The sequence below is a fragment of the Mesorhizobium sp. B2-1-3 genome, assembly GCF_006442495.1.
Taxonomy (GTDB): Bacteria; Pseudomonadota; Alphaproteobacteria; order Rhizobiales; family Rhizobiaceae; genus Mesorhizobium.
Genome location: NZ_VFWL01000018.1, coordinates 34779 through 58339, shown reverse-complemented (window position 1 = coordinate 58339; position 23561 = coordinate 34779). Strand labels below are relative to the sequence as shown.

26 protein-coding genes, 2 pseudogenes and 1 riboswitch are annotated in these 23561 nt (G+C 64.8%); of the genes and pseudogenes, 13 read left to right on the top strand and 15 right to left on the bottom strand.

All coding sequences use genetic code 11. From position 1 onward, the window contains the following. Positions 1-9: 9 nt before the first annotated feature. A complete protein-coding gene (locus FJ973_RS24605) occupies positions 10-312 on the bottom strand; it encodes a metalloregulator ArsR/SmtB family transcription factor (RefSeq protein WP_140513877.1) in 303 nt (100 codons plus the stop codon). Between the two features lie 50 nt (positions 313-362). Here FJ973_RS24605 and FJ973_RS24600 point away from each other — a divergent pair, with 50 nt between their 5' ends. The 3 genes from FJ973_RS24600 (at position 363) to FJ973_RS24590 (ending at position 4430) form a co-directional block, all read left to right on the top strand. Beyond that, positions 363-1304, top strand: a complete 942-nt coding sequence (locus FJ973_RS24600) for a threonine/serine dehydratase (protein WP_140558124.1) — start codon at positions 363-365, stop codon at positions 1302-1304. A 118-nt stretch (positions 1305-1422) separates the two neighbouring features. Continuing rightward, complete coding sequence (locus tag FJ973_RS24595) at positions 1423-4017, top strand: TIGR02302 family protein (protein ID WP_140558122.1); 2595 nt, start codon at positions 1423-1425, stop codon at positions 4015-4017. Between the two features lie 41 nt (positions 4018-4058). Further along, positions 4059-4430 carry a glyoxalase superfamily protein gene (locus tag FJ973_RS24590; RefSeq protein ID WP_140558121.1) on the top strand — a complete coding sequence of 124 codons (372 nt, stop codon included), beginning with the start codon at positions 4059-4061 and terminating at the stop codon, positions 4428-4430. On the opposite strand, the gene FJ973_RS24585 is transcribed toward FJ973_RS24590, so the two are convergent. Beyond that, positions 4409-5290, bottom strand: a complete 882-nt coding sequence (locus tag FJ973_RS24585; RefSeq protein WP_140558119.1) for a LysR family transcriptional regulator — start codon at positions 5288-5290, stop codon at positions 4409-4411. The genes FJ973_RS24590 and FJ973_RS24585 overlap by 22 nt on opposite strands. A 222-nt stretch (positions 5291-5512) precedes the next feature. On the opposite strand from FJ973_RS24585, the gene FJ973_RS24580 reads away from it, so the two are divergent. Further along, positions 5513-6454 carry a DMT family transporter gene (locus tag FJ973_RS24580; protein WP_181170952.1) on the top strand — a complete coding sequence of 314 codons (942 nt, stop codon included), beginning with the start codon at positions 5513-5515 and terminating at the stop codon, positions 6452-6454. On the opposite strand, the gene FJ973_RS24575 is transcribed toward FJ973_RS24580, so the two are convergent. The 3 genes from FJ973_RS24575 to FJ973_RS24565 all read right to left on the bottom strand — a co-directional run bounded on the left by FJ973_RS24575 (position 6455) and on the right by FJ973_RS24565 (position 8209). Beyond that, positions 6455-6826 carry a response regulator gene (locus FJ973_RS24575; RefSeq protein WP_181170951.1) on the bottom strand — a complete coding sequence of 124 codons (372 nt, stop codon included), beginning with the start codon at positions 6824-6826 and terminating at the stop codon, positions 6455-6457. A 109-nt stretch (positions 6827-6935) separates the two neighbouring features. Beyond that, positions 6936-7478, bottom strand: coding sequence for a hypoxanthine phosphoribosyltransferase (gene hpt / locus FJ973_RS24570; RefSeq protein WP_023677924.1), 543 nt, complete (start codon positions 7476-7478; stop codon positions 6936-6938). A gap of 89 nt (positions 7479-7567) precedes the next feature. After that, positions 7568-8209, bottom strand: coding sequence for a hypothetical protein (locus FJ973_RS24565; protein WP_140558116.1), 642 nt, complete (start codon positions 8207-8209; stop codon positions 7568-7570). Between the two features lie 301 nt (positions 8210-8510). On the opposite strand from FJ973_RS24565, the gene ftsE reads away from it, so the two are divergent. The 3 genes from ftsE to FJ973_RS24550 all read left to right on the top strand — a co-directional run bounded on the left by ftsE (position 8511) and on the right by FJ973_RS24550 (position 10962). Continuing rightward, positions 8511-9170: a cell division ATP-binding protein FtsE gene (gene ftsE / locus FJ973_RS24560; RefSeq protein WP_027023302.1), complete on the top strand. Its 660-nt coding sequence runs from the start codon at positions 8511-8513 to the stop codon at positions 9168-9170. Next, entirely contained in the window at positions 9163-10149 is a 987-nt protein-coding gene (locus FJ973_RS24555) for an ABC transporter permease (protein WP_140558115.1), read from the top strand. The genes ftsE and FJ973_RS24555 overlap by 8 nt, the downstream gene beginning before the upstream one ends. Before the next feature lie 99 nt (positions 10150-10248). After that, positions 10249-10962, top strand: a complete 714-nt coding sequence (locus FJ973_RS24550; protein WP_140558113.1) for a YdcF family protein — start codon at positions 10249-10251, stop codon at positions 10960-10962. 9 nt (positions 10963-10971) lie between these two features. On the opposite strand, the gene FJ973_RS24545 is transcribed toward FJ973_RS24550, so the two are convergent. Beyond that, complete coding sequence (locus FJ973_RS24545; RefSeq protein WP_140558112.1) at positions 10972-11604, bottom strand: pyridoxamine 5'-phosphate oxidase family protein; 633 nt, start codon at positions 11602-11604, stop codon at positions 10972-10974. A 25-nt stretch (positions 11605-11629) separates the two neighbouring features. Next, the gene (locus FJ973_RS24540) at positions 11630-12100 is read right to left on the bottom strand and encodes a DUF1348 family protein (protein WP_140525422.1); all 471 of its coding nucleotides are present in this window, start codon (positions 12098-12100) and stop codon (positions 11630-11632) included. 113 nt (positions 12101-12213) lie between these two features. Here FJ973_RS24540 and FJ973_RS24535 point away from each other — a divergent pair, with 113 nt between their 5' ends. Further along, entirely contained in the window at positions 12214-13116 is a 903-nt protein-coding gene (locus FJ973_RS24535) for a LysR family transcriptional regulator (protein ID WP_140558110.1), read from the top strand. Positions 13117-13238: 122 nt separating this feature from the next. Continuing rightward, positions 13239-14027, top strand: a complete 789-nt coding sequence (locus FJ973_RS24530) for a 1-acyl-sn-glycerol-3-phosphate acyltransferase (protein ID WP_140558108.1) — start codon at positions 13239-13241, stop codon at positions 14025-14027. 40 nt (positions 14028-14067) lie between these two features. Here the strand turns inward: FJ973_RS24530 and FJ973_RS24525 are convergent, their stop codons facing one another. The 5 genes and pseudogenes from FJ973_RS24525 to FJ973_RS24505 form a co-directional block, all read right to left on the bottom strand. Next, positions 14068-14694 (bottom strand): LysE family translocator, encoded by a 627-nt coding sequence (locus tag FJ973_RS24525; protein WP_140558107.1) that lies wholly within the window; start codon positions 14692-14694, stop codon positions 14068-14070. 86 nt (positions 14695-14780) lie between these two features. Next, the gene (locus FJ973_RS24520) at positions 14781-15728 is read right to left on the bottom strand and encodes an aldo/keto reductase (RefSeq protein WP_140558105.1); all 948 of its coding nucleotides are present in this window, start codon (positions 15726-15728) and stop codon (positions 14781-14783) included. Positions 15729-15846: 118 nt separating this feature from the next. After that, a pseudogene (locus FJ973_RS24515) lies at positions 15847-16158 on the bottom strand (gamma-glutamylcyclotransferase); the annotation flags it as partial. 7 nt (positions 16159-16165) lie between these two features. Beyond that, positions 16166-16474: pseudogene (locus FJ973_RS24510) on the bottom strand (PfkB family carbohydrate kinase); the annotation flags it as partial. 9 nt (positions 16475-16483) lie between these two features. Further along, positions 16484-17482 (bottom strand): DUF2125 domain-containing protein, encoded by a 999-nt coding sequence (locus FJ973_RS24505; RefSeq protein WP_140513891.1) that lies wholly within the window; start codon positions 17480-17482, stop codon positions 16484-16486. Positions 17483-17502: 20 nt separating this feature from the next. Here FJ973_RS24505 and FJ973_RS31780 point away from each other — a divergent pair, with 20 nt between their 5' ends. Together FJ973_RS31780 and FJ973_RS24500 are read left to right on the top strand one after the other, a co-directional pair. After that, positions 17503-17787, top strand: coding sequence for a gamma-glutamylcyclotransferase (locus FJ973_RS31780; RefSeq protein WP_348642404.1), 285 nt, complete (start codon positions 17503-17505; stop codon positions 17785-17787). Then, positions 17705-18421 (top strand): PfkB family carbohydrate kinase, encoded by a 717-nt coding sequence (locus FJ973_RS24500; protein WP_348642403.1) that lies wholly within the window; start codon positions 17705-17707, stop codon positions 18419-18421. Before FJ973_RS31780 ends, FJ973_RS24500 begins: the two co-directional genes overlap by 83 nt. On the opposite strand, the gene FJ973_RS24495 is transcribed toward FJ973_RS24500, so the two are convergent. Both FJ973_RS24495 and hisC read right to left on the bottom strand, forming a co-directional pair. Continuing rightward, positions 18418-19353, bottom strand: coding sequence for a prephenate/arogenate dehydrogenase family protein (locus FJ973_RS24495; RefSeq protein WP_181170950.1), 936 nt, complete (start codon positions 19351-19353; stop codon positions 18418-18420). The genes FJ973_RS24500 and FJ973_RS24495 overlap by 4 nt on opposite strands. Positions 19354-19359: 6 nt before the next feature. Beyond that, complete coding sequence (gene hisC, locus FJ973_RS24490) at positions 19360-20469, bottom strand: histidinol-phosphate transaminase (protein WP_140558101.1); 1110 nt, start codon at positions 20467-20469, stop codon at positions 19360-19362. A gap of 136 nt (positions 20470-20605) precedes the next feature. Further along, positions 20606-20683: riboswitch (SAM riboswitch) on the top strand. 119 nt (positions 20684-20802) lie between these two features. Between hisC and FJ973_RS24485 the strand changes: the two genes are divergently transcribed. Further along, positions 20803-21972 (top strand): homoserine O-acetyltransferase, encoded by a 1170-nt coding sequence (locus FJ973_RS24485; protein WP_140513895.1) that lies wholly within the window; start codon positions 20803-20805, stop codon positions 21970-21972. A 58-nt stretch (positions 21973-22030) separates the two neighbouring features. Further along, positions 22031-22645 (top strand): methionine biosynthesis protein MetW, encoded by a 615-nt coding sequence (gene metW / locus FJ973_RS24480; RefSeq protein ID WP_140558100.1) that lies wholly within the window; start codon positions 22031-22033, stop codon positions 22643-22645. A gap of 111 nt (positions 22646-22756) precedes the next feature. Here the strand turns inward: metW and FJ973_RS24475 are convergent, their stop codons facing one another. After that, entirely contained in the window at positions 22757-23560 is an 804-nt protein-coding gene (locus FJ973_RS24475; protein WP_140558098.1) for a DUF1194 domain-containing protein, read from the bottom strand. Position 23561 lies beyond the last annotated feature (1 nt).

Below are 23561 nucleotides of genomic sequence, written 5' to 3'. Positions count from 1 at the left end.
CGGTCCTAGCTATAGCCGGTTCTGGATGAGCGCTCTTGTCTCAGCGATCCTGTCCTCGTCGCGGCGATAGAATGTCCATTGCTTGATGCGCTTGGCCCGTAACAGCCCTGCCTGGGTGAGCACACGCATGTGCTCGCTGAGCGTCGCCTGGGTAATGCCGAGCTTTTCGGCGATCAGCAGCGCACAGACGCCGTCCTCGACCAGATCGCCATCCGCCTGGGCCGGGAAATGCGCGCGCGGATCCTTCAGCCAGTCGAGGATCCGCAGCCTTCGTTCGTTGGCAATCGCCTTGAACACGTCAACCTCTTGCATTTAGGCATTTTGCCAAGTTACTAATTGCTGTCAATCCCAAGGAGATGGCCATGACCAACGGCAACACCATAACGCGCGAACGCATCGCGATGATGGAACCGCGCATCCGTCGCTATGTGCGCCACACGCCGGTGCTGCGCGTCGACATGGCCGACTTCAACCGGCCGCCGCTGGCGGTCGATCTCAAACTCGAATGCCTGCAGCATTCCGGTTCGTTCAAGGCGCGCGGCGCGTTCACCAATCTTCTCGAGCGGCAGGTCCCCGGGGCCGGTGTCGTCGCCGCCTCGGGCGGCAATCATGGAGCGGCGGTGGCGTATGCCGCCATGCGTCTCGGCCACAGGGCGACCATCTTCGTTCCGGAGGTGAGCCCGCCGGCCAAGCTGGAGCGCATTCGCAGCTACGGCGCCGAGCTGGTCGTCGGCGGCGCCCGCTATGCCGAGGCGCTGGCCGCCAGCGAACGTTTCGCCGAGCAAACCGGCGCCTTGCAGATCCACGCTTTCAACCAGGAGGAAACGCTTATCGGGCAAGGCACGCTCGGGCTGGAAATCGAGAACGACCTGCCTGAGATCGACACTTTGCTGGTCGCCGTGGGCGGCGGCGGCCTGATCGGCGGCATCGCCGCCTGGTTCGCCGGCCGTATCCGCATCGTTGCCGTAGAACCCGAGGGCGCGCCGACACTCTATCGCGCCCTCGAGGCCGGCCATCCGGTCGATGCGCCGGCCGAGGGCATCGCCGCCGATTCCCTGGCGCCCAAACGCGTCGGCGAGATGATGTTCCCGATCGCCGAGGCCTTCGTGGAACGCTCCATCCTGGTCAGCGACGACGAGATCGTCGTCGCCCAGAAGGCGCTGTGGGACCGGGTGCGGATCATCTCGGAACCCGGTGGCGCCGCGGCGTTCGGCGCCATCCTGTCCGGCCGCTATGCGCCGGCACCCGGCGAACGGCTCGCCGTCCTGGTCTGCGGCGCGAACGCAAACCCGGCGAAATTCTGATCGCTGCGCCTTTCTCTCCTTCACGTTTTTCAGGAACTGCCTCGCCTTCGCCGCGTTTGCTGGGTATTCTTCGAGTCGTGAGGTTCGGGCCATCCCGCCCGCTCCCGTGGAAGGGCCGATGACGGAACGACCGATCTTCAGCAGCGATCGCGGTCTCGCCGGGCGCCTGGCGCTCAGCCGGCTGGCGACGCGGGTGTCGATGATGGTCGAACGGGGCTGGCCGCTCCTGCTGCCGCTTCTCGTCGTCGCCAGCCTGTTTCTCAGCATTTCCTGGCTAGGGCTTTTCCCGCGCCTGCCCGATGCCGCGCGCATCGGGCTGGTCGCCGCCTTCGGCGTCGCGACACTGGCCGCGCTCTACCCGCTACGCTTTTTCCGCATGCCGGGCGGCGCCGAGATCGACCGCCGCATCGAGGCGGCCAACCATTTGCTGCACCACCCCGTCCAGACCCAGACGGACCGGCCGAGTGGTCGCGAAAGCAGCTTCTCGCAGGCTCTGTGGCGCGAGCACCAGAAGCGCATGGCCGACAGGCTCGACAGCCTCGGCGCCGACGTGCCGCGCACGCGCGTGCCGGAACGCGATCCCTGGGGGTTGCGTGCCGTGGCGGCGCTTCTGCTCGTCACCGCCTTCGCTTTTTCCTTCGGACCGACCGGTGGCCGGATAGCCGACGCGTTCCGCGCCCAGGACGCGCATGACGCCGTGCCGCCGCGCATCGATGCATGGGTGACGCCGCCCGTTTATACCGGCAAGCCGCCGATCTTCCTGACCGCAGACGCCAACCAGGCGGCGCCGGCTTTCCACGTTCCCGAAGGCAGTGATGTTTCGCTGCGCGTCACCGGCGGCTCGGGCGAGGAGACGCTTGCCTATGCCGACAAGAATGGCAATGCCCGCGCCATCGATCCCGCCGACCCGCAGACGGCCGCGGCCAAGCCGGCCGCAAGCCCGGCAGCGCAGTCCAAAGTACGCCAGTTCATCGGCAAGCTGACGAGCGATGGCACGCTGACGCTGAAGTCGGGCGAGGACCAACTCGGCCGTTGGGCCTTCGCGGTGATCCCGGACAAGCCGCCGCAGATCCGTTTCGTCGGCGAGCCGAAGCGCGCTGTCAACGGCGCTTTCGAGCTCAATTACCAGATCGACGACGATTATGGCGCCGCCAACGCCAAGGCCGTGTTCGCGCTCGCCGATCCGCAGGCTCCCGATGCGCGTCCGCTCTACGGTCCGCCTGACATGCCGCTGACGCTGCCGCGCCGCGGCGGCAAGGCGAATGCCGCCAGGACCTCGAAGGACCTGACCGAACACGTCTGGGCTGGCGCCGAGATCAAGCTGACGCTGGTCGCCACCGACGATGCCGGGCATACGGCGAGCAGCGAAACCAAGACGTTGGTGATGCCGGAGCGGCCGTTCTCCAATCCGCTGGCGCGTGCCGTTATCGAGCAGCGCCGCCTGCTGGCGCTCGACGCCAACGCCAAGCCGCGCGTGCTCGACCTGATGGATGCGATCACGCTGCGGCCCGAGGACACGTTCGACAACATGTCCCACTACCTCGCCATCATGAGCGCGCGCAGCCGGTTGAAGATGGCCGACAGCGACGACCAGTTGCGCAACGAGGTCTCCTATCTCTGGGAAATCGCGCTCGGCATCGAGGAGGGCAATCTCTCGGCTGCCGAGAAGCGGCTGCGCCAGGCGCAGCAGGCGTTGCAGGATGCTATCAAGAACGGCGCCAGCGACGCGGAGATCGAAAAGGCGATGAAGGAACTGCGCGAGGCGATGAACCAGTTCCTGCAGGAATTCGCCGAGCGCGCCAAGCAGAATCCCAACGCCCCGCAGATGCAGCAGAACGGCCAGGAACTACGCCAGAGCGACATCGACCGCATGATGGACCAGATCGAGAACCTGGCGAAGTCCGGCGATCGCGACAAGGCGCAGCAATTGCTGTCGCAGCTGCAGGACATGATGAACAACCTCCAGGCCGGCCGCCAGCAGCAGGGTGGCCAGCAGGACAGCCAGATGCGCCAGCAGATGGACAAGCTCGGCGACATCCTGCGGCGCCAGCAGGAGATGATGAACGACACCTTCCGCATGGACCAGATGCAACGCGGCGAGCGCCAGCGCGGCCAGAACCGCGATGAACAGTTCGGCGAAGGCGGCGGCGAGGGTCAGGACAGACCGGGCGCAGGCGAGAACCGCGATCCGCTCGCCGGGCAAAAGCCGATGACGCCGCAGGAATTCGCCGATGCGCTGAAGCAGTTGCAGGAAGGCCAAGGCCAGCTGAAGAACGACCTTGAGCAGTTGAAGAAGGGGCTCGAGGGCATGGGCATGGAGCCCAATGAAGGCTTTGGCGAGGCCGGCAAATCAATGGGCAATGCCGAGCAGGCCCTGGGCGATGGTGAAGGTGATCAGGCCGTTGGCCACCAGGGGCGCGCGCTGGAGGCGCTGCGCAAGGGCGCCAAGGACATGATGAAGCAGATGCAGGCGATGCAGGGCGACGAAGGCGGCAGCCAGGAAGGCGGTCGCCAGCAGAACGCCGATCGCGATCCGCTCGGCCGGCCGCGTGCCAGCCAGGGTCCCGATTTCGGCGATTCGGTGAAGGTGCCGGACGAGATCGACGTGCAGCGCGCCCGCCAGATCCTGGAAGCGATCCGCAAGCGGCTCGGCAATGCGCTCAGCCCCGATATCGAGCGCAGCTATCTGGAACGGCTGCTGGAACTGAAATAGGGATCGCCGCCGCGGCATCCGCTGGGAGCGGCTGCAACATCATGCCCAAACTCGGCACAGTGACGCCCATCCTGCGCATCTTCGACATTGCCAAGGCCCACGAGTTTTACGTCGGCTTCCTCGGCTTCCAGGTGCTGTGGGAGCACCGCTTTGACGACAACGCGCCGCTTTACATGGCGGTCGGCCGTGACGGCTGCATCCTGCATCTGAGCGAACACCATGGCGACGGCGCGCCCGGCATCGCCATCCGCATCAAGGTCGAGGACATCGCCGCCCTGCATCGCGAACTGATCGGCAGAGCATACCGTTTCGCCAGGCCGGGCCTGGAAGAGACGCCGTGGAAGACCCGCGAGGTGTCGGTTGCCGATCCGTTCGGCAACCGGCTGCATTTCTACGAGGATGCGGCCGGCTGAGTCTGCCTGTTGACGAACGCCTCGCGGATCGCCTCTTGCATGCCGTCGATCGCCTCGCCCGACGCATTCGGGTTGCGATGCATCACCACATTCGAGGAATCGATGTCGCCGAAACCGTCGGCGGACGTCAACTCGCGGCAGCCGTCCGGAATGTTGCTGCGCGAAATCGGTGCGATCGCCAGTCCCGAGGTGACGGCAAGCTTCAGGCCGCCGGTCGTGTCGCTGGTGTAGGCGACACGATAGCCGAGCCCGCGCTGCTCGAGCGATTTGATGGCGAAATCCTTGCACCAGCCGGCCCGGTTATAGAGCGCGATCGGCACCGGACGCTCCTCATGCATGTTATGCAGGATCGATGTCACCCACACCGTCGGATCGTTCATCAGCACTTCGCCGCCTGAAGGATCCTGCCATTCGAACACCACGCAAAGATCGAGTTCGCCGGCGGCAAGCGCCGCTATCTGCGCCCCCGAATGGGCATAGCGCACGGTGACCTCGACCTTGGTGTGACGCTTCGAGAACGCGCCGAGCGCGCGCGACAGGATGGCATGGCCGTATTCTTCCGGAATGCCGATCCGCACCGGCCCGCCGAGCGGCGCCGCCGCCATCGACGCGGCCGTCTCGTCGAGCAGTGAGACGATGCGGCGGGCATTGACAATCAGCTCGCCGCCGCGCCGCGTCAGCGCCACGCCGCGCGACCCGCGCTCGAACAGGCTGTCGCCGATGACGCTTTCGAGCTTCTTCATCTGCATCGAAACCGCCGATTGGGTGCGGCCGGCCTGCTCGGCCGCCTTGGTGAAATTGCCTGCTTCGACAATGGCCACGAAGGTGCGCAGGAGATCGCTGTCGAGAGTGGGTCGCATCCCGTCCGCCATAAGGAATTTTGATTGCTGGTATCATTCCAATTCGTTTGCAACATGTCAAACACGGGATGATAGTTGCTACACCCATTGGATATGTGGCTGAGGATTCGGCCACGGCCCAATCAAGAGTCCTCACTCATGCCCGCTGCCCGAAACGGTGGCGGGTTCTTTTTAGCTTGCTGCAAGCTTGCTTGCGCCCTGGTACGGGAGCTTGGGATCCTCATGCGCAATCGGATGGTGCTCGGCATGCTGAGCCTGTGCCTGGGCGTGTTGGTCTTCTCGCTGCAAGACCCGCTCGTCAAGGCGGTGTCGGGCGGCTACTCCGTGACCGAGGTGATGGCCATCCGCGCGATCGTCGCCCTGCCGATCCTGATTGTCCTCGTCCATGCCGATGTCGGGCTGCGAGCGATCCTGTCGCGGCGGTTCGGCATGCTGACCATGCGCGCCTTCATTCAGTTCACCTCCTACACCATGTACTACCTCGCCATCGCCGCCTTGCCCCTGGCCGATGCCGTGGCGCTCTATTTCATGGCCCCGCTCTGCATCATGGTGCTGGCCGGGCCCTATCTTGGCGAACGGGTCTCCTGGCAGGCGCTGGCGACCGTGTTGATCGGGCTGCTTGGCGTCGTCGTGATGCTGCGCCCGGGTGCGGGACTGTTCGACTGGGCGGCGCTGCTGTCGCTGGGCTCCGCGGTGCTCTACGGCTTCTCGCAACTGATGGCGCGTAAGATCGGCGACACCGAATCTTCGACTGTGATGGCTTTCTACCAGAACGGTGCCTATCTCGCCGGCGCCGCACTGGTCGCAAGCCTGTTCTGGCTTGCCGGCATCAATCATGCCGCCCATCCCAGCCTGGAATTCCTGGTGCGGCCCTGGCTGTGGCCGACGCTGCCGGATTTCCTCAAGATGGCCGCCTGCGGCTTCGTCGCCTCCGCCGGCATGATCTTGCTGTCGCAGGCCTACCGGATGGCGCCGGCAAACCGCGTCGCCACCTTCGAATACACCGGCATCCTGTGGTCGCCGCTGTGGGGTTTTCTGTTCTTCGCCGAAGTGCCGCGGTCGACGACCGTGATCGGCGCCGCCCTTATCATCGGCGCCGGCCTGCTTGCGCTCAACACCGGACGGCGCAAGCTCCCCGTACTCGTCGCTGCCGATCCCGCCTGATCAGGCGAAAATGCTCAGCGCCCGTTCGACGCGTGAACGGATTTCGGCCAGCGTGAACGGCTTCTGCACGACGTCGAGGATGATGCCGTTCAGTTCCTCGGCGCGCTCGCGCTGATCGGCATAGCCGGTCATCAGCAGGATCTTCATCGACGGGAAAAATGCCGAAGCTGCAATCGCCATCTCGATGCCGTCCATCTCGGGCATGCGGATGTCGGAGACGACGAGATCGTAGCCGCCCTTCGCGGCGCGTATCAGCGCCAGTCCTTGCGCGCCGTCGGCGGCGATGTCGATTGCGTGCCCGGCGCGTTCGAGCGCCCGGGCTGCGAGGGTGCGGACGGACTCATCGTCCTCAACGATCAGAAGCTTTGCCATGGCCGGCATGTTTGGCGAGCAAACGTTGACTTTTTCTGAAGGGCCCGGCGCTCCGGCATGGGTTATTTTCTTGAAGCCGTTAAGGCCTTTTTCAGTATTTGCCGCTGCCTCACGCATCGCCTTTGACGACGCCGACGAACGGCAGTTCGCGAAAGGCGTGCGCGACATCCATGCCGTAGCCGACGACGAAATAGTCGGGGCAGTCGAATCCGACATAATCGGCATTGAGGGTGGTCTGGCGACGCATGCGCTTGTCGAGCAGCACCGCGATGGCGCAGCTTCTGGCGCCGCGTGACAGCATCAGGTCGCGGGTGAAGCTCAGCGTTTTGCCCGACTCCAGAATGTCGTCGATCAGAAGCACGTCGCGGCCGGCGACCTCGTTGTCGATGTCGCGCAGCACCCTCACCTCGCCGCTTGTGGTGCCGGCGCCGTAGCTGGAGATGAAGATGAACTCGACCTCTGGCGACAGGCCGACATCATGCATGGCGCGGATAAGGTCTGCGGCGAAGATGAACGAGCCCTTCAGCACCGAGATCACCAGAAGATCGTGATAGTCGTGCCCGGCGATCTCCTTGGCGAGTTCGAGATTGCGTCGGGCGATGGCCGACGCCGAAAACAGGACCTCGATGTCCTTGCCGCGCACAACTGGCATTCTTCGTCCCTTCAAGATTTTCAAAGGCCTTCGCGCACAGGAAGCGCTGACATCAGCCGTTTGCGGGCCGGCCTCACCTGTCGCACATGCTATTCCGCGAAGGTGACCGACACCGTCCTTACGCCGTTTCTAGGGACGTCGAGCCGGCTGGCAAAGCCGAATCTTTCACTTGGCGCCAATGAGCGGCTGGATGTCCCCAAAGTATAGCGCGTTGTGCGCCCGTCATTGCCGGTGACGCGGATCTCGAGCGGCGGCAGCGTCGCCGGACTTGCACCGTCATTCGCGGCCTCGCCGTCGACGAACAGCACGGGGTTCGCCCCAGACGCGTCCACGCGGGACGTCACCCCTGAAATGCTCAACGCCGAGCCCGGTCCGCCCGCGAGGGGCGGCGCCTGGCGCACCAGTGCGTGCCCGCCGGAAACCCAGAAGGCGGCAAAGACGGCGCCGATACCGGCGATCCAGAAGATCGGCCCGCCGCGCGGCGCCGGTGGCCGCACCGGCGGCGGCTCGGGCTTGCGCAGCATGTCCATGCCTTCGAGGGATGGCATGGACATCACGCGCCGCGGTGAAATGGCCTCGGCATGGGGCGCGGCCCGCGGCACCACCACATAGTCGGCATCGACGATATCCGCCGCGCCAGCGCGCAGGATACGCTCCGGCGCGGCATTTGCCGGCGGATCGGTCATGATTTCGCCGGAAACCGGGCGCGCGGTTCGATCCTCAGCCATCATGGCCCCAGCATTGCAGCACGTTCGCTTTTCGTTTCTTTTGCGTAAAGGCAAATGGTTAATGCTTCCCCACCGGAGCCCTTGTGACGAGCCGAAACAACCCGCTAATTAACCGCCGGTTAACCATGCCGGCCGATGGTCTTTTCCCAGAACAGGCCGGCTTGCCGCCGACGGATTCCGATTTCAGGTCAAATCGACCTGAAATCTGAATCCGCCTCCGAATTAGAGTGATAGAGCATGATGTCGCCCGAAAACCGCCTCACACTTTTCGGCATCACGCTCTAGGAATTTCAGGTCGCCGAAAGTGATTCGCTTCGAAAATGTCGGCCTCCGCTATGGCATGGGTCCGGAAATCCTCCGCGACATTTCCCTGCACATACCGGAGCGCTCGTTCCAGTTCCTGAGCGGGCCTTCGGGCGCCGGCAAGACGACGTTGCTGCGGCTTCTCTTCATGTCGCTGAAGCCGACGCGTGGGCTGATCACCATCTTCGGCAAGGACCGCTCGCGCATCTCGCGCGCCGAACTGCCGCATCTCAGGCGCCGCATCGGCGTGGTGTTCCAGGATTTCCGCCTGCTCGACCACATGACCACCTATGAGAATGTCGCGTTGCCCTTGCGCGTGCGCGGGCGCGAGGAAGCGAGCTATCGCACCGACGTCACCGAGCTGTTGAAATGGGTCGGGCTCGGCGAACGCATGCATGTGCTGCCGCCGGTCCTGTCGGGCGGCGAGAAGCAGCGGGCCGCGATCGCCCGCGCCCTGATCGAGCAGCCGGAGATCCTGCTGGCCGACGAGCCGACCGGCAATGTCGATCCGCCGCTGGCGCGACGCCTGCTCAGGCTCTTCATCGAACTCAACCGCCTGGGCACCGCCGTGGTGATCGCGACCCACGATCTCGGCCTGATGGAGCAGGTCGATGCGCGCCGCATGATCCTGGCCGGCGGGAGGCTTGATATCTATGACTGAGCTTTCCGCCGAACACCTCGACGCACAGGCCGACGAAGCGGCCGCGCCAAGGCCGCGCGTCCAGCGCAAGATGGCGCCCATCGTGCCGGCGCAGAACATCGCCGGCCGCGCCCTGGTGCTGGTCATCGCCATCATGACCTTCCTGTCCTGCCTGACCTTCGGCGCGGTTACCCTGGTGCGCGACACCGCCTCGGTCTGGGAAAACCAGATCTCGCGCGAGGCGACGATCCAGATCAAGCCGGTCGACGGCCTCGACATGGAGGCAGCTCTTGCCCAGGCCTCGCAGATCGCCGGCGAATTCCCCGGCGTGAAGGCGACCAGGATCATCGACCGCGACGCCACCGCCAGATTGCTGGAGCCCTGGCTGGGTTCGGGCCTCAACATCGACGAGCTGCCGGTCCCGCGGCTGATCATCGTCACCATCGACGAGAACAACCCGCCCGATTTCACCGCCATGCGCGCCGCGATCACGCCGAAGCTGCCAAGCGCATCGCTTGACGATCACCGCACCTGGGTCGACCGGCTGGTGGCCATGGCCCGCACCACGGTGACCATCGGTATCGCGGTGCTGGCGCTGATGCTCTCGGCGACGGTGCTGACCGTGGTGTTCGCCACGCGCGGCGCCATGGCCGGCAACGGCCACATCATCGAGGTGCTGCATTTCGTCGGCGCCGAAGCGCGTTTCATCGCCCGCGAGTTCCGCCGCCATTTCCTGATCACCGGCATGAAGGGCGCGGCCGCCGGCGGAGCCGCCGCGGTCGCCGTCTTCATCGTCTTTTCCTGGTGGTCCTCGCGCAACATGGCGACCCCGCAGGCCGACCAGGCGACTGCGCTATTCGGCAACTTCGCCATCGGCTCGGCCGGCTATCTCGGTGTCGTGCTGATGGTGCTGGTCATCGGCGCGCTGACGGCTGCAACCTCGCACGCCACCGTCGTCGCCTATCTCAGCGACATCGACGTGCGCCAGCCTGAAGCATGACGACGTCGAATGACCAGGATCGATCACGCATGAAGAACCGCCGTAACGCAAATTGCGATTTTTACCTACCAAAGGCCGCATTTCGGGATTAACCATGCCATGATGGAGGTGCGGGACTCGACCAGTACCGTTGGACCGATGCCGGCGTTGGCGGCGCGTCCGCATGGACGCGGCCGTGTTTCGGCCATGCTGCGCGTTTCTTCTTTCGCCTTGCTTGCCCTGGTCGCCCTGTTTGCCGGCGGCTTCGGCTGGTTCGCCAACACCGTCAGCCATCTGACCACCCCTGCCAACCCGGCCAAGGCAGACGCGATCATCGTGTTGACCGGCGGCCAATCGCGCCTCGATGCGGCGATGGAACTGCTGGCGTCCGGCAAGGGCGCGCGGCTTTTGATTAGCGGTGTGCATCCCTCCGCCAGCCGGCGTCAGCTTCAGGCCGCGACCGGCGGTGACATCAGGCTGTTTTCCTGCTGCGTCGACATCGACCGCGCCGCGCTCGACACGATCGGCAATGCCGAGGAAAGCGCCAAATGGGTCGAGAGCCATGCCTATGGCACGGTGATCCTCGTCACCAACAATTACCACATGCCGCGCAGCCTGCTGGAAATGGGCCGGCTGCTGCACAAGGCCAAGCTCGAACCCTATCCGGTGGTCAACAGCAATCTCGACAATGGCGGCTGGCTGACCAAGCCGCGGGCATTGCGCGTGCTGTTCACCGAATACAATAAATATTTGCTGGCATTGGCGCGCGGCATCGTTCCGGTGAAGCCGACGCCGGACGGCATCGCGTTGGCCGAGATCGCCGCCGGCAGCTGAACCTGCTCGTCATTTGGTGACGACGGATCCCGGCGCCTGCCGCAGGCGTGCGACTTCCTGTTCGAGCCGTTCGATCCGCCTGTCCCGTTCGGCCAGCGCCGCCGCCACATCGGCGGCCTCGAAACGCTGCGGAATGTGCTGCGGACAATTGGCATCCCAGGTCGCCACGGTGAACAGAATGACCTGTTCGGGCCGCGCCGCATAATCCGGCGGCATCAGCCTCGCCGTCAGCTCGGCGTCGCCCTCCACCACGCGCGCGCTGCCCCAGATCTTGACGCGCTGGCGATGGGCATAGTCGATGAGGAACAGGAAGGCCTGCGGATTGTCGGCCAGATTGCCCTGGGTGATGAACTGTCTGTTGCCGGCGAAATCGGCGAAGCCGATCGTCTTTTCATCGAGCACCTTGAGGAAGCCGGCGGGCCCGCCGCGATGCTGGATATAGGGCTGGCCGACGCCGTTGGCCGTCGACAGGAAGACGCTGGTCTGCATCTCGATGAAGGCCGCAAGGTCCGATGTAATCACCGACTGCCAGCCACCGCGCTCCTCGACCCGGGAATAGGCTTGGCGCGAGCCCTTGCGGGCCTGGATCGCCTTGACGGTCGGCGTGAAAGCCACGTCGCTGGTGAAAGCATGCGCGCCCATCGATAGCCTTTCTTGCCCGGAGGGGTTAGAGCCCGAGTTCCGACAGCGACGGATGGTCGTCGGGCCGCCGGCCGAGCGGCCAGTGATATTTACGGTCGGCAGTGCCGATCGGCAGGTCGTTGATGCTGGCGATGCGCAGCCGCATCAGCCCGTGTTCGTCGAATTCCCAGTTCTCATTGCCATAGCTGCGGAACCAGGAGCCGCTGTCGTCGTGCCACTCATAGGCGAAACGCACGGCGATACGGTTGCCGTGGAAAGCCCAGACCTCCTTGATCAGCCGGTAGTCGAGCTCCCGGCTCCATTTGCGCGTCAGGAAAGCCTGGATGGCATCGCGGCCTTGCAGAAACTCGGCACGATTGCGCCAGCGGCTGTCCGCCGTATAGGCAAGTGCGACACGGGCTGGATCGCGCGAGTTCCAGGCATCCTCGGCCATGCGCGCCTTCTGCGCGGCGGTTTCCGCGGTGAATGGCGGCAGCGGCGGGCGATCTTGCGACATGACAATTCCTTTCTTGACCCAGGCCGTCTGCGTCACGCCCAACATGGAGGCTTCCATCAAGCAGATGTAGATGCCATATTTGTAATCTATCCTTCCAATTTCCGGAAGAATCGATGGACCGGCTCGAAGCCATGTCGCTTTTTGTCGCCGCGGCGGAGGCCGGCAGCCTGTCTGCCGCCGCGCGCCGTTTTCGCATTCCGCTGGCGACGGTCAGCCGCAAGGTTTCCGACCTGGAACGGCATCTCAAGACCCGCCTTCTGAACCGCTCCACCCGCCGGCTGACGCTGACCGATGCGGGCCAGGCCTATCTTGCCGCCTGCCGCCGCATCCTGGGCGAGGTCGGCGAGGCCGAGCGCATGGCGGCCGGCGAATACAGCGCCCCGACGGGCGAACTGGCCATCACCGCGCCGGTCGTCTTCGGCCGCCTGCACGTGCTGCCGGTCGTGACCGGCTTCCTCGCCGCCTATCCCGACGTGGACATCCGCCTGACGCTGGCCGACCGCATAACCCGGTTGGTCGAGGACCATTTCGACCTCGCCATCCGCATCGGCCGGCTTCCCGACTCCAGTTTTGTCGCCATGCGGATCGGTACGATCCGCCGTGTCGTTTGCGCGAGCCCCGGCTATCTGGCCGAACGCGGCGCCCCGACGGCGCTTGCGGACCTCGAGGCCCACAGCTGCATTACCTTCGAAGGGCCGGGCGCGCTCTCGACATGGAGCTTCACCGTCGGGAAGGCCGAGATGCCGATTCGGGTCCGCTCGCGGCTTCAGGTCAACACCGCCGAAGCTGCGATCGATGCGGCGCTCGCCGGCGTCGGGCTGACGAGGGTGCTGTCCTACCAGGTCGACGCGGCGGTGCGGTCAGGCGCGCTGCGCGTGCTGCTGCGGGAGTTCGAACCGGAACCCTGGCCGGTAAGCCTGGTGCACGCAGGCCACGGCTTGCTGCCGGTCAAGCTGCGCGCATTTCTTGACTTCGCCGCCCCGCGCCTGAAAGAAAGACTGGCGCGGCTGATGTAGCGCGGCTGGGCCGTGGGCGAAGCCGAAACGTCTTTCGGCGCCGTTCGGGGGCATCTTCGGCCATTTCCTTTTTGCGCCCGCTTGGTGTAACCAACGCACACCTCCTTACCGGGCCTCCCCCAATGCTCCAAGTCCGATCGCTGGCGTTCAACTTCGTCTTCTACGTCAATCTGATCGTCCAGATGATCCTCTGGACTCCCTATTATTTCCTGTCGCCGCGCCATCGCGCCTGGTTCGTGCCGAAATTCTGGTCGCGCACCTCGATGTGGCTCTACGACAAGATCGCCGGGACCAAGAGCGACATCATCGGGGTGGAAAATCTGCCCGAAGGTTCCTTCATCCTGGCGCCCAAGCACCAGTCCTTCTGGGACGCGATCGCCTTCTTCCCCTATCTCCAGGATCCACTCTACATCCTGAAGCGCGAGCTGACCTGGATTCCGTTCTTCGGCTGGTACATCCTGAAAATGCGCATGATCCCGGTCGACCGCGGCAGCCGCTCCAAGGCGCTGAAGGCGGTGGTTGCGGCGACCAAGGAAGAAATCGCGCGCAACCCGCGGCAGCTCATCATCTATCCCGAAGGCACCCGCCGCGCGCCCGGCGACGAACCCGCCTACAAATACGGCATCGTCGAAATCTATGCGCAGCTCGGCATTCCCGTGGTGCCGGTCGCCCATGTTGCCGGCCTCTATTGGCCGCGCCGCAAGTTCCTGCGCTATCCCGGCACCATCAAGGCGCGCTTCCTGCCGCCGATCCCGCCGGGCCTGGACAAGGAGGAATTCATGCGGCGGCTGATCGGCGAAACCGAAACCGCCTGCGACCAGTTCCTCATCGACGCGTCCCGTGCACCCAATCCGCCCGCCTTGCCGCCGACGGCGGTCAAGCGGCTGCGCGAACTCGGCGCCAAAGCCTGAAGTGCGGCCTTCGGCGCGCCGATGGCGGCTCGCGCAACGTTCAAGCGAACACAGCCAGTGCGGTCGTCAGCACCAGCGTCGCGGCAAAGACCAGATTGATGATGCGCGAAGCCACCGGCCTGCGAAGAAAGCGCGCGAAAGCAGCGCCCGCAAGCAGCCACACGGCATGGATGGCGACGATCATGAATGCGAGAGCGGTCAGCTTCGGCCCGGTGCCGATGGCGCCGGCGCCCGAATCCGCGGACGCGCCGGCGAACACCGCGGCGATGGCCACATAAGCCTTCGGGTTGGCCAACGCCAGCAGGAACCCGCCGGTGAATGTCGGTCGCGCGGCCTCGCCGGCATCCGCCGCCAGGGGCGGCGCGCTGGCAATCTTGAACGCGAGATAGAGGATATAGGCAGCCGACGCCGCGACAAGCAGCGGCGCGAGCGGCGGCATCGCGGCAAGCATGGCGCTCACCCCGCTTGCCACGACCAGAAGCACGGTGATCGTGCCCAGGATGACCCCCAAGGCGTAGCTCAGGGAACGGCGCAGGCCGAACGCCGCGCCGACGGCGGTGACGCTTATCGTCGCCGGTCCCGGGCTGCCCATGACGGCCGTGGCGGCAAGCATCAGCGCAACGAGCTGACGCCACATATCCGGCTGCGAAAAAAGCGGGCCTGCCATCCGCGCCTCCTGTCTTGCCAAGCGTCAATGACGGTATGGCAAGGTCGGGGCGACCGCCTTGGACGATCGTGCGCGCTGCTGACGGCTCAGCCGCTCGCCTTGTCGAGCTCGGCCATGTCGTCGGCGCTCAGCTCCAGCGACACCGCCTTGATCAGGCTGTCCATCTGTTCAGGCTTGGTGGCGCTGGCGATAGGCGCGGTGACGCCCGGCCGGGCAATGACCCAGGCAAGCGCCACTTCCGCCTGTTTGGCCGAATGCCTGGCGGACACCGCGTCGAGTGCCGCGAGGATGCGCATACCGCGCGCATTTAGGTAATCTTTCACGCCGCCGCCGCGCGGGCTTTGACCGAGATCGGCCTCGCTGCGGTATTTGCCACTCAAGAAACCCTTGGCCAGGCTGAAATAGGTGATCACGCCGATGTCCTCCGCCATGCAGAGATCGCGCAGCGGGCCATCGAACGACGAGCGGTCGTAGAGATTGTATTCCGGCTGCAGCACTTCATAGCGCGGCAGGCTGCGCAGGCTTGCCACGTCGAGCGCGGCGCGCAACTGGCCGGCGTCGAGATTCGAGCAGCCGGCATAACGGATCTTGCCCTTGGCGAGGAGCTTTTCATAGGCGCCGAGGGTTTCCTCATAGGGCGTGGTTGGATCCGGCCAGTGCGACAGATAAAGATCGATGAACTCGGTCTGAAGCCGCTTCAGCGATGCATCGACGGCCTTTTCGATGTAAGCGGCGGACAGGTCCTTGTGGCCCTGCCCCATGTCCGAGCCCACTTTGGTGATCACCACGACCTTATCGCGGTTGCCGCGGTCCTTCATCCATTTGCCGATGATGGTTTCCGATTCGCCGCCCTCGTGGCCGGGCACCCAGCGCGAATAGGCGTCCGCTGTGTCGACCGCGTTCAGGCCGGCGCCGACGAAGCGGTCGAGCAGGTCGAACGACGTCTTCTCGTCGGCGGTCCAGCCGAAGACATTGCCGCCCAGAACCAGCGGCGCGATGGAAAGGTCGGTGCGACCGAGACGGCGTTTCTGCAAGGCTGATCTCCGTGTTGGTGGGATTGGGCGGCTATCGCCCGTTGAGAGTCGGAGCCTAACCTAGGTCTCGCCGCATCGAGGTCAAAGACCTCGCCGGATTTTTCCGCAAGCCAGCGCTTCACAAAGGCGCGATCCGCCTCGCCACGTCTTCCAACCAGTGATCGCGGATGCCGAGCGCCCGGAGATGGTCCAGCGTGCTCGACACATAATCCTCATTATTGCCGGACTGGCCGACAGCGCCGCGCACCACATCAGCGGCGTGGGCCGCATCGAGCGCACCGGCATACTGCTCATGATTGCGGTCGACGATATAGGCCACGGCCTCGACCGTGCCGCCGCCGTCAAGGCGGACATTGAGCATGCGCTCGAGATAGACATTGGTGACCAGCTCGCGCTCACGCAGATAGGCGATGACCTCGTCCCGCAACTCGTTGGCCGTCGACGAGGATCGCGGCCAGCGCCGAGCGCGCTCCGGCAACGCGACGGATGAGGCTGCAATCGACGCCCTCCGCCTCGATGCCTGATATCAACTGGTCGCCGACCTGATCATCGCCGGCGCTCGCCCAAAGCCACACTTCGGCGCCCAGCCGGCGTGCGGCGCAGGCGGCACTCGTGGCCATGCCGGAAGCGATCTGGACGCCATCGGCGGCCATGAACTTGCCCTGATGGATGGGAAGCGCTTCGACGCGAAGAATGGTGTCGAGCGTCAGCGCGCCGACGCTCAGGAGTTTTGCCGGTCTGTCCATTGGGGATGCTTAGTCGACCGGCTTGATCTTGCCCAGCGGGATAAAGCCGAGCGAGGCCTTGCCCTTGACCACCTTGAGCGGCATCGACGGTTCGTTGCCGAGCAGCGCCAGGGCGGCAAAGCCTTGTTCGATCTGGTTCTTCTGTTCGGGTATGGCGGCGCCGAGAATGGCGGCCACGGCTTTCGGGTCTTTCAGTCTGATCATCAGATCGGCATCGACCAGGCCCTCGGCGTCGACCGACAGCGGCCCGGAAACGGTGACGTGCGCCGTGCCCGACGACAAATCGAGCCTGCGGATCTCGACGGCCTGGCCGCGCAGGCTTTTCAGTTGCGTGCCGATCAGGGCCAGGCCGTTCTTCAGCGTCGCCTCGCCACTGGCGTCGAGCGGCGGCAGGACGCGGCCCCCGATCGCATCGGGGTCGATCTCCAGATCGCCGAAGCTGCCGATATAGTCGATATCCCTGCCGTTCGGCTGCAGCTGGCCCGCCGCCTTGCCGGCGCTGAACAGTTGCACCGGATCGGTGTCGTCGGCCGGATCGGTCTGGCCGGACAGGCCCTCGGCCGTGAGCGAAATGCGTCGCGGCAGCGGCCATGAGAGCTTGACGTTGGCCTTAAGATCATCCCAGTCGATCCACAGCGGCACCATGCCCGGAACCGAGGTCCTGAGCGGACCGCGCAGGTCCGCGACCGGCGACAGCGGCTGGATGATCTGGGCGACGGCGTTGAAGGAGCCGGCAGAGGCGGCAAGGTTCTTGGCGTCGTCCTCATAAGCAAGATTGTCGCAGGAGACGGCGAAGCTCAGGGGATAACCGCTGACCTGGAGATTGGCGCAGCCGGCCTCGATGCCACTCTTGTTGAGCGTGGCGATCGCCTTGTCGGCTTCGCTCCGGACCCTGTCGGCGAGATAGAACCAGCCGCCGCTGTAGATGGCGAACAGCGCGATGACAAACGCTGCAAGCCAGAACAGGCGGCGGCGATGCTTCGGCTGGCGTTCGTCAGTGGACGTCATGCTGCGGTTCTCGTTCACGCATGGGGGCTGTGGGCGGGCTGTCGATTCTGGCAACGACAATAGGTAGACAGAGATGGACGGAAAAAACACCGATTCCGGTGTGGTGTTGCCATTCTTACGCAATCAGGCACGGCGATATGGGCGATTTTTGGGTGTTTGGCTATGGTTCGTTGATATGGCGGCCGGGGTTCGCGCATGTCGAGACAAGGCGGGCGCGCCTGCATGGCTATCGTCGCGCGCTGTGCGTCTATTTCCTTCGTGCATCGCGGCACGCGGGAACGTCCGGGGCTGGTGCTCGGCCTTGACCGCGGGGGTTCCTGCGTCGGGCTGGCTTTCCGGGTGCCGGGCTACGATCAGCGCGCTCAGGCCGATCCCGACGGCTTGCCGGTCGCCGATCTCACGGCTTTCGATGCCGTGCTGGCCGATGTGCGCTGGCCGGGTGCGGCAGCGCTGGCGCTCAGCGCCGCGCGCGCTGCCGGCCGCCCCGGGATCCTCGATGCCGACACCGCGCCATTGGCAGTGCTGGAGCGGCTGTTGCCGCTCGCCTCGCACATCGTCGCCTCCGAACCGGCGGCGCGCATCGTCTGCGGCCAGGCGGTGGACCCGCAGACCGCATGCGCCGACCTTGCCTCGTGCACCGACGCTTTCGTCGCGGTAACCGCCGGCGGGGCTGGAACCTGGTGGCATGACAGGCAGGCCGGTTGCGTACGCCACGTCGCTGCGCCAAGGGTCAAGGTGGTGGATACGCTGGCAGCCGGCGACGTCTTTCATGGCGCATTCGCAGCCGGATTGGCGCAAGCCATGCCGATCGAGCAGGCGCTACGCTTTGCCAGCGCGGCCGCGGCGCTCAAATGCCAGCGCTTCGGCGGCAGGCTGGGCGCGCCCGATCGTGCCGAGACACTGGCGATGATGGCGGCGACCTGGCCTGAAGGAGCCTAGTTTTTCGCCGGATGCTCGACCGCCTGGCGACCGAAATCCGGCACGTCGATGTCCTGGCCGGCCTCGATGATCGAGCGTCGCACGGCGCGGGTGCGGGTGAACAGGTCGAACAGCTTGTCGCCGTCGCCCCAGCGGATCGCCCGCTGCAGAAAAGCCAGATCCTCCGAGAACCGCGCCAGCATTTCCAGGATCGCGTCCTTGTTGTGCAGGCACACGTCCCGCCACATGGTCGGATCGGAGGCGGCGAGGCGCGTGAAGTCGCGGAAACCGGAAGCGGAATATTTGATGACTTCCGTCTTGGTCACCGATTCTAGGTCATCGGCGGTGCCGACGATGTTGTAGGCGATGATGTGCGGCAAATGCGAGACGATGGCCAGCGTCATGTCGTGATGCTGCGGATCCATCGTGTCGATGTTGGCGCCACAACGGCGCCAGAATTCGGAAAGCCTTTCCAGCGCGTCCGGATCCGTGTCCGGCAGCGGGGTGAAAATGCACCAGCGGTTGTCGAACAGATCGGCGAAACCGGCATCGGGCCCAGATTTCTCCGTGCCGGCCAGCGGATGGCCGGGAATGAAATGCACCCCACCGGGTATATGCGGCTGCATCTGTGCGATCACGGAAGCCTTGGTCGAGCCGACATCGGTGACGATGGCGCCCCTCTTCAGCGCCGGCGCGATCTCCTGAGCCACCGCGCCGGACGAGCCGACCGGCACCGAGACGATGACAAGGTCGGCATCGCGGACCGCTTCCTTGGCATCTATGGCGTAGGAGGAGCCCAGCCCAAGCTCTTGCGCCCGCACCAGCGTCGCGGCGCTGCGCGTCGAGATGGCGACATGGCCGGCCAGGCCCTCGCGGCGGATGACGCGGGCCAGCGACGAGCCGATCAGGCCGATACCGACCAGCGCGATCTTTTCGAACATCGGTGATGCCATGGCGTTCTAGCTTTTCAGGAATGTCGTGAGTGCCGCGACAACGCCGCGATTGGCCTCTTCGGTGCCGACCGTCATACGCAGTGCGTTGGGAAAGCCATAGCCCGAAACACGCCGCAGTATGTAGCCGCGCTGGGTGAGATAATCGTCCGCCGCCGCGGCCGAATGCTTGCCGTCGTCGGGAAAATGAATGAGGAGGAAATTGCCGACGCTCGGCGTCACCCGCAACCCGAGCCCGGTCATCTGTTCGCTCAGCCAGGCCAGCCAGGTCTCGTTATGCGCGACGCTGCGCTCGATATGGGCGCGGTCGCGGACGGCGGCGATGCCGGCCTCGATCGCCGTCGCATTGACGTTGAAGGGACCGCGTATGCGGTTGATCGCGTCGACGATGTGCATCGGCCCATACATCCATCCGATCCGCGCCCCGCCAAGTCCGATCTTGGAGAAGGTGCGGGTCATGACCACGTTCTGAGAGCTGCCCGCGAGCTCGATGCCGGCCTCATAGTCGTTGCGCCTGACATATTCGGCATAGGCGGCATCGAGCACCAGAAGCACGTTCTTCGGCAGGCCGGCATGCAGGCGGCGCACCTCCTGGAACGGCACGTAAGTGCCGGTTGGATTGTTGGGATTGGCGAGGAACACGATCTTCGTACGTGGCGTGACGGCCGCCAGGATCGCATCGATGTCGGCGCGCTCCTCGGTCTCCTTGACCGCGACAGGCGTCGCCCCCGCCGACTGGATGTAGATCTTGTAGACCATGAAGGCGTGTTCGGTGAATATGGCCTCGTCGCCGGGGGCGAGATAAGTCTGCGCCAGCAGGCCGAGGATCTCGTCGGAGCCGTTGGAACAGATGATGTTCTGTGCGTTCAGACCATGCACCTCGGCGATTGCTTCGCGCAGGCGCCGGGCGGTGCCGTCGGGATAGACGTCGAGCTTGGCGGCGACCTCGCGCGCGGCCTCGATTGCCTTCGGCGAGGGGCCGAGCGGGTTCTCGTTCGACGACAGCTTGTGGACCTTGTCCACCCCGGCGGGGGCCGAGCTCTTGCCCGGCACATAGGCCTGGATGTCCATGATGCCCGCGCGCGGGGTTGGACGTGCCTTGTCCGAGGTCTGGCTCATATCGCAAAATCCGTCGAGAACGCCTCCATCCTGGAAGCCGCTGCGGAAATACAAGCCATGGCCGGCAATGTCGAGAGGTGGCAGTGGTGCCAGCAAGCGGCATTGACGGCGAGGCAGGTGAGTTCTAGAAGGGCATCGACAGTTCCGTGGTGATTTGGCCGGTCGGCTTGCAGCCACGTTAAACAATTCGCTAAAGGGCCGTTTGCGCGACGTAACCGGCTTTGCGAAGGCAATGCCGGTTTTTTGTTGTCCGCGATCGGCCGGACGAACGCATCGGCGGCGCGGAGATCGGCAGCGATTTCCGCAAAGGCAAGGTGCAGCAAGAGAGACGAGATGGCCGCTCAGCGCGCTGGCAGAACCAACAACGAGGCAGACCAACCGTCGAGCCCGGTCGTGCGCTTCGGCGCCGACAAGCCGCTCAAGCTCGACGCCGGCACGCTGCTGTCGCCGTTCCAGATCGCCTACCAGACCTACGGCACGCTGAATGACGCCCGTTCCAACGCCATTCTCGTCTGCCACGCATTGACCGGCGACCAGCATGTGGCCAGCACCAATCCGGTGACCGGCAAGCCGGGTTGGTGGGAAGTGCTGATCGGGCCCGGCAAGATCATCGACACCAACCGCTTCTTCGTCATCTGCTCAAACGTCATCGGCGGCTGCCTCGGTTCCACCGGTCCGGCCTCCACCAATCCCGCCACCGGCAAGCCCTATGGGCTCGACCTTCCGGTCATCACCATCCGCGACATGGTGCGTGCCCAGCAGATGCTGATCGACCATTTCGGCATCGAAAAACTGTTTTGCGTGCTCGGCGGGTCGATGGGCGGCATGCAGGTGCTGCAATGGGCGTCGAGCTATCCGGAGCGTGTTTTCTCGGCGCTGCCGATCGCCACCGGCGCGCGTCATTCCTCGCAGAACATCGCTTTCCACGAGGTCGGCCGGCAGGCCGTGATGGCGGACCCAGAATGGCATGGCGGCAAGTATTTCGACCACGGCAAACGCCCGGAAAAGGGGCTCGCCGTGGCGCGCATGGCCGCCCACATCACCTACCTGTCGGAAGCCGCCTTGCACCGGAAGTTCGGCCGCAACCTGCAGGACCGCGAAGCTCTGACCTTCGGCTTCGACGCCGACTTCCAGATCGAGAGCTATCTGCGTCACCAGGGCATGACTTTCGTCGACCGCTTCGACGCCAATTCCTATCTCTACATGACGCGGTCCATGGACTATTTCGACCTCGCCGCCGACCATGGCGGCAGGCTGGCCGATGCTTTTGCCGGCACCAAGACACGCTTCTGCCTGGTTTCGTTCACCTCGGATTGGCTGTTTCCGACAGAGGAGAGCCGCTCGATCGTCCATGCGCTGAATGCCGCCGGCGCGTCGGTGTCCTTCGTCGAGATCGAGACCGATCGCGGGCACGACGCCTTCCTGCTTGACGAGCCGGAACTGTTCGCCGCCATCAATGGCTTCATCGGCTCGGCCGCGCGAGCGAGAGGGCTCGGTGCATGACCCCGCAAAATTGCAGACCTGTCCATCAAGGGTCACGCACCACGACAAGGGGCAAGCCATGAGCGTCAACCGCGCCCAGCGCGTCGATCTCGAGGTGATCGCCGGTCTGATCCCGCCGCAATCGCGGGTGCTGGACGTCGGCTCCGGCGACGGCTCGCTGCTCGAGCTTTTGCAGGAAACCAAGCAGATCGACGGCCGCGGACTGGAGCTGTCGCAGCGCGGTGTCAACGAATGCGTGGCGCGCGGCCTTTCCGTCGTTCAGGGCGACGCCGACAAGGATCTCGAATTCTATCCCGACAAGGGTTTTGATTTCGTCGTCCTGTCGCAGACCTTGCAGGCGACCCGCAACCCGAAGCTCGTTCTCGACGAACTGCTCAGGATCGGCGAACACGCCATCGTTTCCTTCCCCAATTTCGGCCACTGGCGGGTGCGCCTGTCGCTGTTCGTCAGGGGCCGCATGCCGGTGACCAAGGACCTGCCCTATTCCTGGTACGACACGCCGAACATCCACTTCTGCACCATCCGCGACTTCGTCAATCTGTGCGAGGAGCTTGGCGCGACCGTGGAAAGGGCGACCGCGCTCGACGCCAACGGCCAGAAGATCGGCCTGTCAATGCCATGGTGGTTCTGGAACTTCTTCGGCCAGCAAGCGGTGTTCTTGTTGAAGCGATAGGGGCCATCCCGGAGGTGGCTATGACACCCCCTTTTCGGGCGAAGTCGAGCTGCAGGCTGATCTCTGCGACGAAGGTCATCAGCAGGTTGGGACGCATAGCCCGGCGAAGGCTCAGCGATCGAGCTCCGGGAAATACGGATCCGACAAGAACCGTCTGTCGCGTTCGCCTTGCAGGCAGTCGATCGGAGCCTCGGCTTCGGCGGGAATGATCCTGGTCTCGTTCTGAACGCCGCTCACTTCGAGGATCAACTTGCGCCGGATCGCCGTCGAGAATTCGGCGGCTGTATAAATCGGCAGCACGAAGGAGCCCGGCCCGCCGGTTACGCACTGGGCGTAATACCGGTCGAGATGGCTGAAGGTGGGCGATGGATTGATCAGGATCGGCAGGCCGTTGATGACGATGCCTCTGGCGTTTGCCGCATCCCGCGTGGCGGTGACGGGCAGCCCGATATTGTTTGGTCCGTCACCGGAAATATCGATGACGCTGCGTTCGCTTTCGTAAGCGGTGCGGTCGAAGAGCCCCGCGCCGAAGGCGAGCGCGCCGGAGATCGACGTGCCGCGGAAGCTGCGGAACGGACGGGCCGCTATCTTGTCGGCAAAGGCGTTGGCGCTCTCGGCGCCGTCGATGACCTGCCAGCCGATGAGCGCGTCGTCGCGCACGGTGCCGGCCCATTCGAAATAGGTGAGCGCGATGCGACCGGCGTTCCCGGCGCGGACCGCCTTGACGAAGTCGGGATGACGCAGCGCCTCCACATAGCCGGCGCGCTGCAGGGCGAACTCCTTCTCGTCCATCGACAATGAGATATCGACCGCCAGCACCAATTCGACGTCAACGGCCAGGCTGTCCGGCGCAGGCGCAGTCACGGCGGCCTCGGTGCAGGCCAGGCAGGCAAGCAGGCTGAGAGCATCAAGCATG

Coding starts and splice junctions, on each gene's coding strand:
- FJ973_RS24500 (WP_348642403.1), top strand. CDS start 17,705: ATGGCTATCGTCGCGCGCTGTGCGTCTATTTCCTTCGTGCATCGCGGC.
- FJ973_RS24595 (WP_140558122.1), top strand. CDS start 1,423: ATGACGGAACGACCGATCTTCAGCAGCGATCGCGGTCTCGCCGGGCGC.
- FJ973_RS24555 (WP_140558115.1), top strand. CDS start 9,163: ATGACTGAGCTTTCCGCCGAACACCTCGACGCACAGGCCGACGAAGCG.
- FJ973_RS24525 (WP_140558107.1), bottom strand. CDS start 14,694: ATGGCAGGCCCGCTTTTTTCGCAGCCGGATATGTGGCGTCAGCTCGTT.
- FJ973_RS31780 (WP_348642404.1), top strand. CDS start 17,503: ATGGGGGCTGTGGGCGGGCTGTCGATTCTGGCAACGACAATAGGTAGA.
- FJ973_RS24565 (WP_140558116.1), bottom strand. CDS start 8,209: ATGATGGCTGAGGATCGAACCGCGCGCCCGGTTTCCGGCGAAATCATG.
- FJ973_RS24505 (WP_140513891.1), bottom strand. CDS start 17,482: ATGACGTCCACTGACGAACGCCAGCCGAAGCATCGCCGCCGCCTGTTC.
- hisC (WP_140558101.1), bottom strand. CDS start 20,469: ATGAGCCAGACCTCGGACAAGGCACGTCCAACCCCGCGCGCGGGCATC.
- FJ973_RS24585 (WP_140558119.1), bottom strand. CDS start 5,290: ATGCGACCCACTCTCGACAGCGATCTCCTGCGCACCTTCGTGGCCATT.
- FJ973_RS24550 (WP_140558113.1), top strand. CDS start 10,249: ATGATGGAGGTGCGGGACTCGACCAGTACCGTTGGACCGATGCCGGCG.
- FJ973_RS24495 (WP_181170950.1), bottom strand. CDS start 19,353: ATGGCATCACCGATGTTCGAAAAGATCGCGCTGGTCGGTATCGGCCTG.
- FJ973_RS24485 (WP_140513895.1), top strand. CDS start 20,803: ATGGCCGCTCAGCGCGCTGGCAGAACCAACAACGAGGCAGACCAACCG.
- FJ973_RS24540 (WP_140525422.1), bottom strand. CDS start 12,100: ATGTCGCAAGATCGCCCGCCGCTGCCGCCATTCACCGCGGAAACCGCC.
- metW (WP_140558100.1), top strand. CDS start 22,031: ATGAGCGTCAACCGCGCCCAGCGCGTCGATCTCGAGGTGATCGCCGGT.
- FJ973_RS24590 (WP_140558121.1), top strand. CDS start 4,059: ATGCCCAAACTCGGCACAGTGACGCCCATCCTGCGCATCTTCGACATT.
- FJ973_RS24600 (WP_140558124.1), top strand. CDS start 363: ATGACCAACGGCAACACCATAACGCGCGAACGCATCGCGATGATGGAA.
- FJ973_RS24575 (WP_181170951.1), bottom strand. CDS start 6,826: ATGGCAAAGCTTCTGATCGTTGAGGACGATGAGTCCGTCCGCACCCTC.
- FJ973_RS24530 (WP_140558108.1), top strand. CDS start 13,239: ATGCTCCAAGTCCGATCGCTGGCGTTCAACTTCGTCTTCTACGTCAAT.
- FJ973_RS24545 (WP_140558112.1), bottom strand. CDS start 11,604: ATGGGCGCGCATGCTTTCACCAGCGACGTGGCTTTCACGCCGACCGTC.
- hpt (WP_023677924.1), bottom strand. CDS start 7,478: ATGCCAGTTGTGCGCGGCAAGGACATCGAGGTCCTGTTTTCGGCGTCG.
- FJ973_RS24580 (WP_181170952.1), top strand. CDS start 5,513: ATGCGCAATCGGATGGTGCTCGGCATGCTGAGCCTGTGCCTGGGCGTG.
- FJ973_RS24535 (WP_140558110.1), top strand. CDS start 12,214: ATGGACCGGCTCGAAGCCATGTCGCTTTTTGTCGCCGCGGCGGAGGCC.
- FJ973_RS24475 (WP_140558098.1), bottom strand. CDS start 23,560: ATGCTTGATGCTCTCAGCCTGCTTGCCTGCCTGGCCTGCACCGAGGCC.
- FJ973_RS24605 (WP_140513877.1), bottom strand. CDS start 312: ATGCAAGAGGTTGACGTGTTCAAGGCGATTGCCAACGAACGAAGGCTG.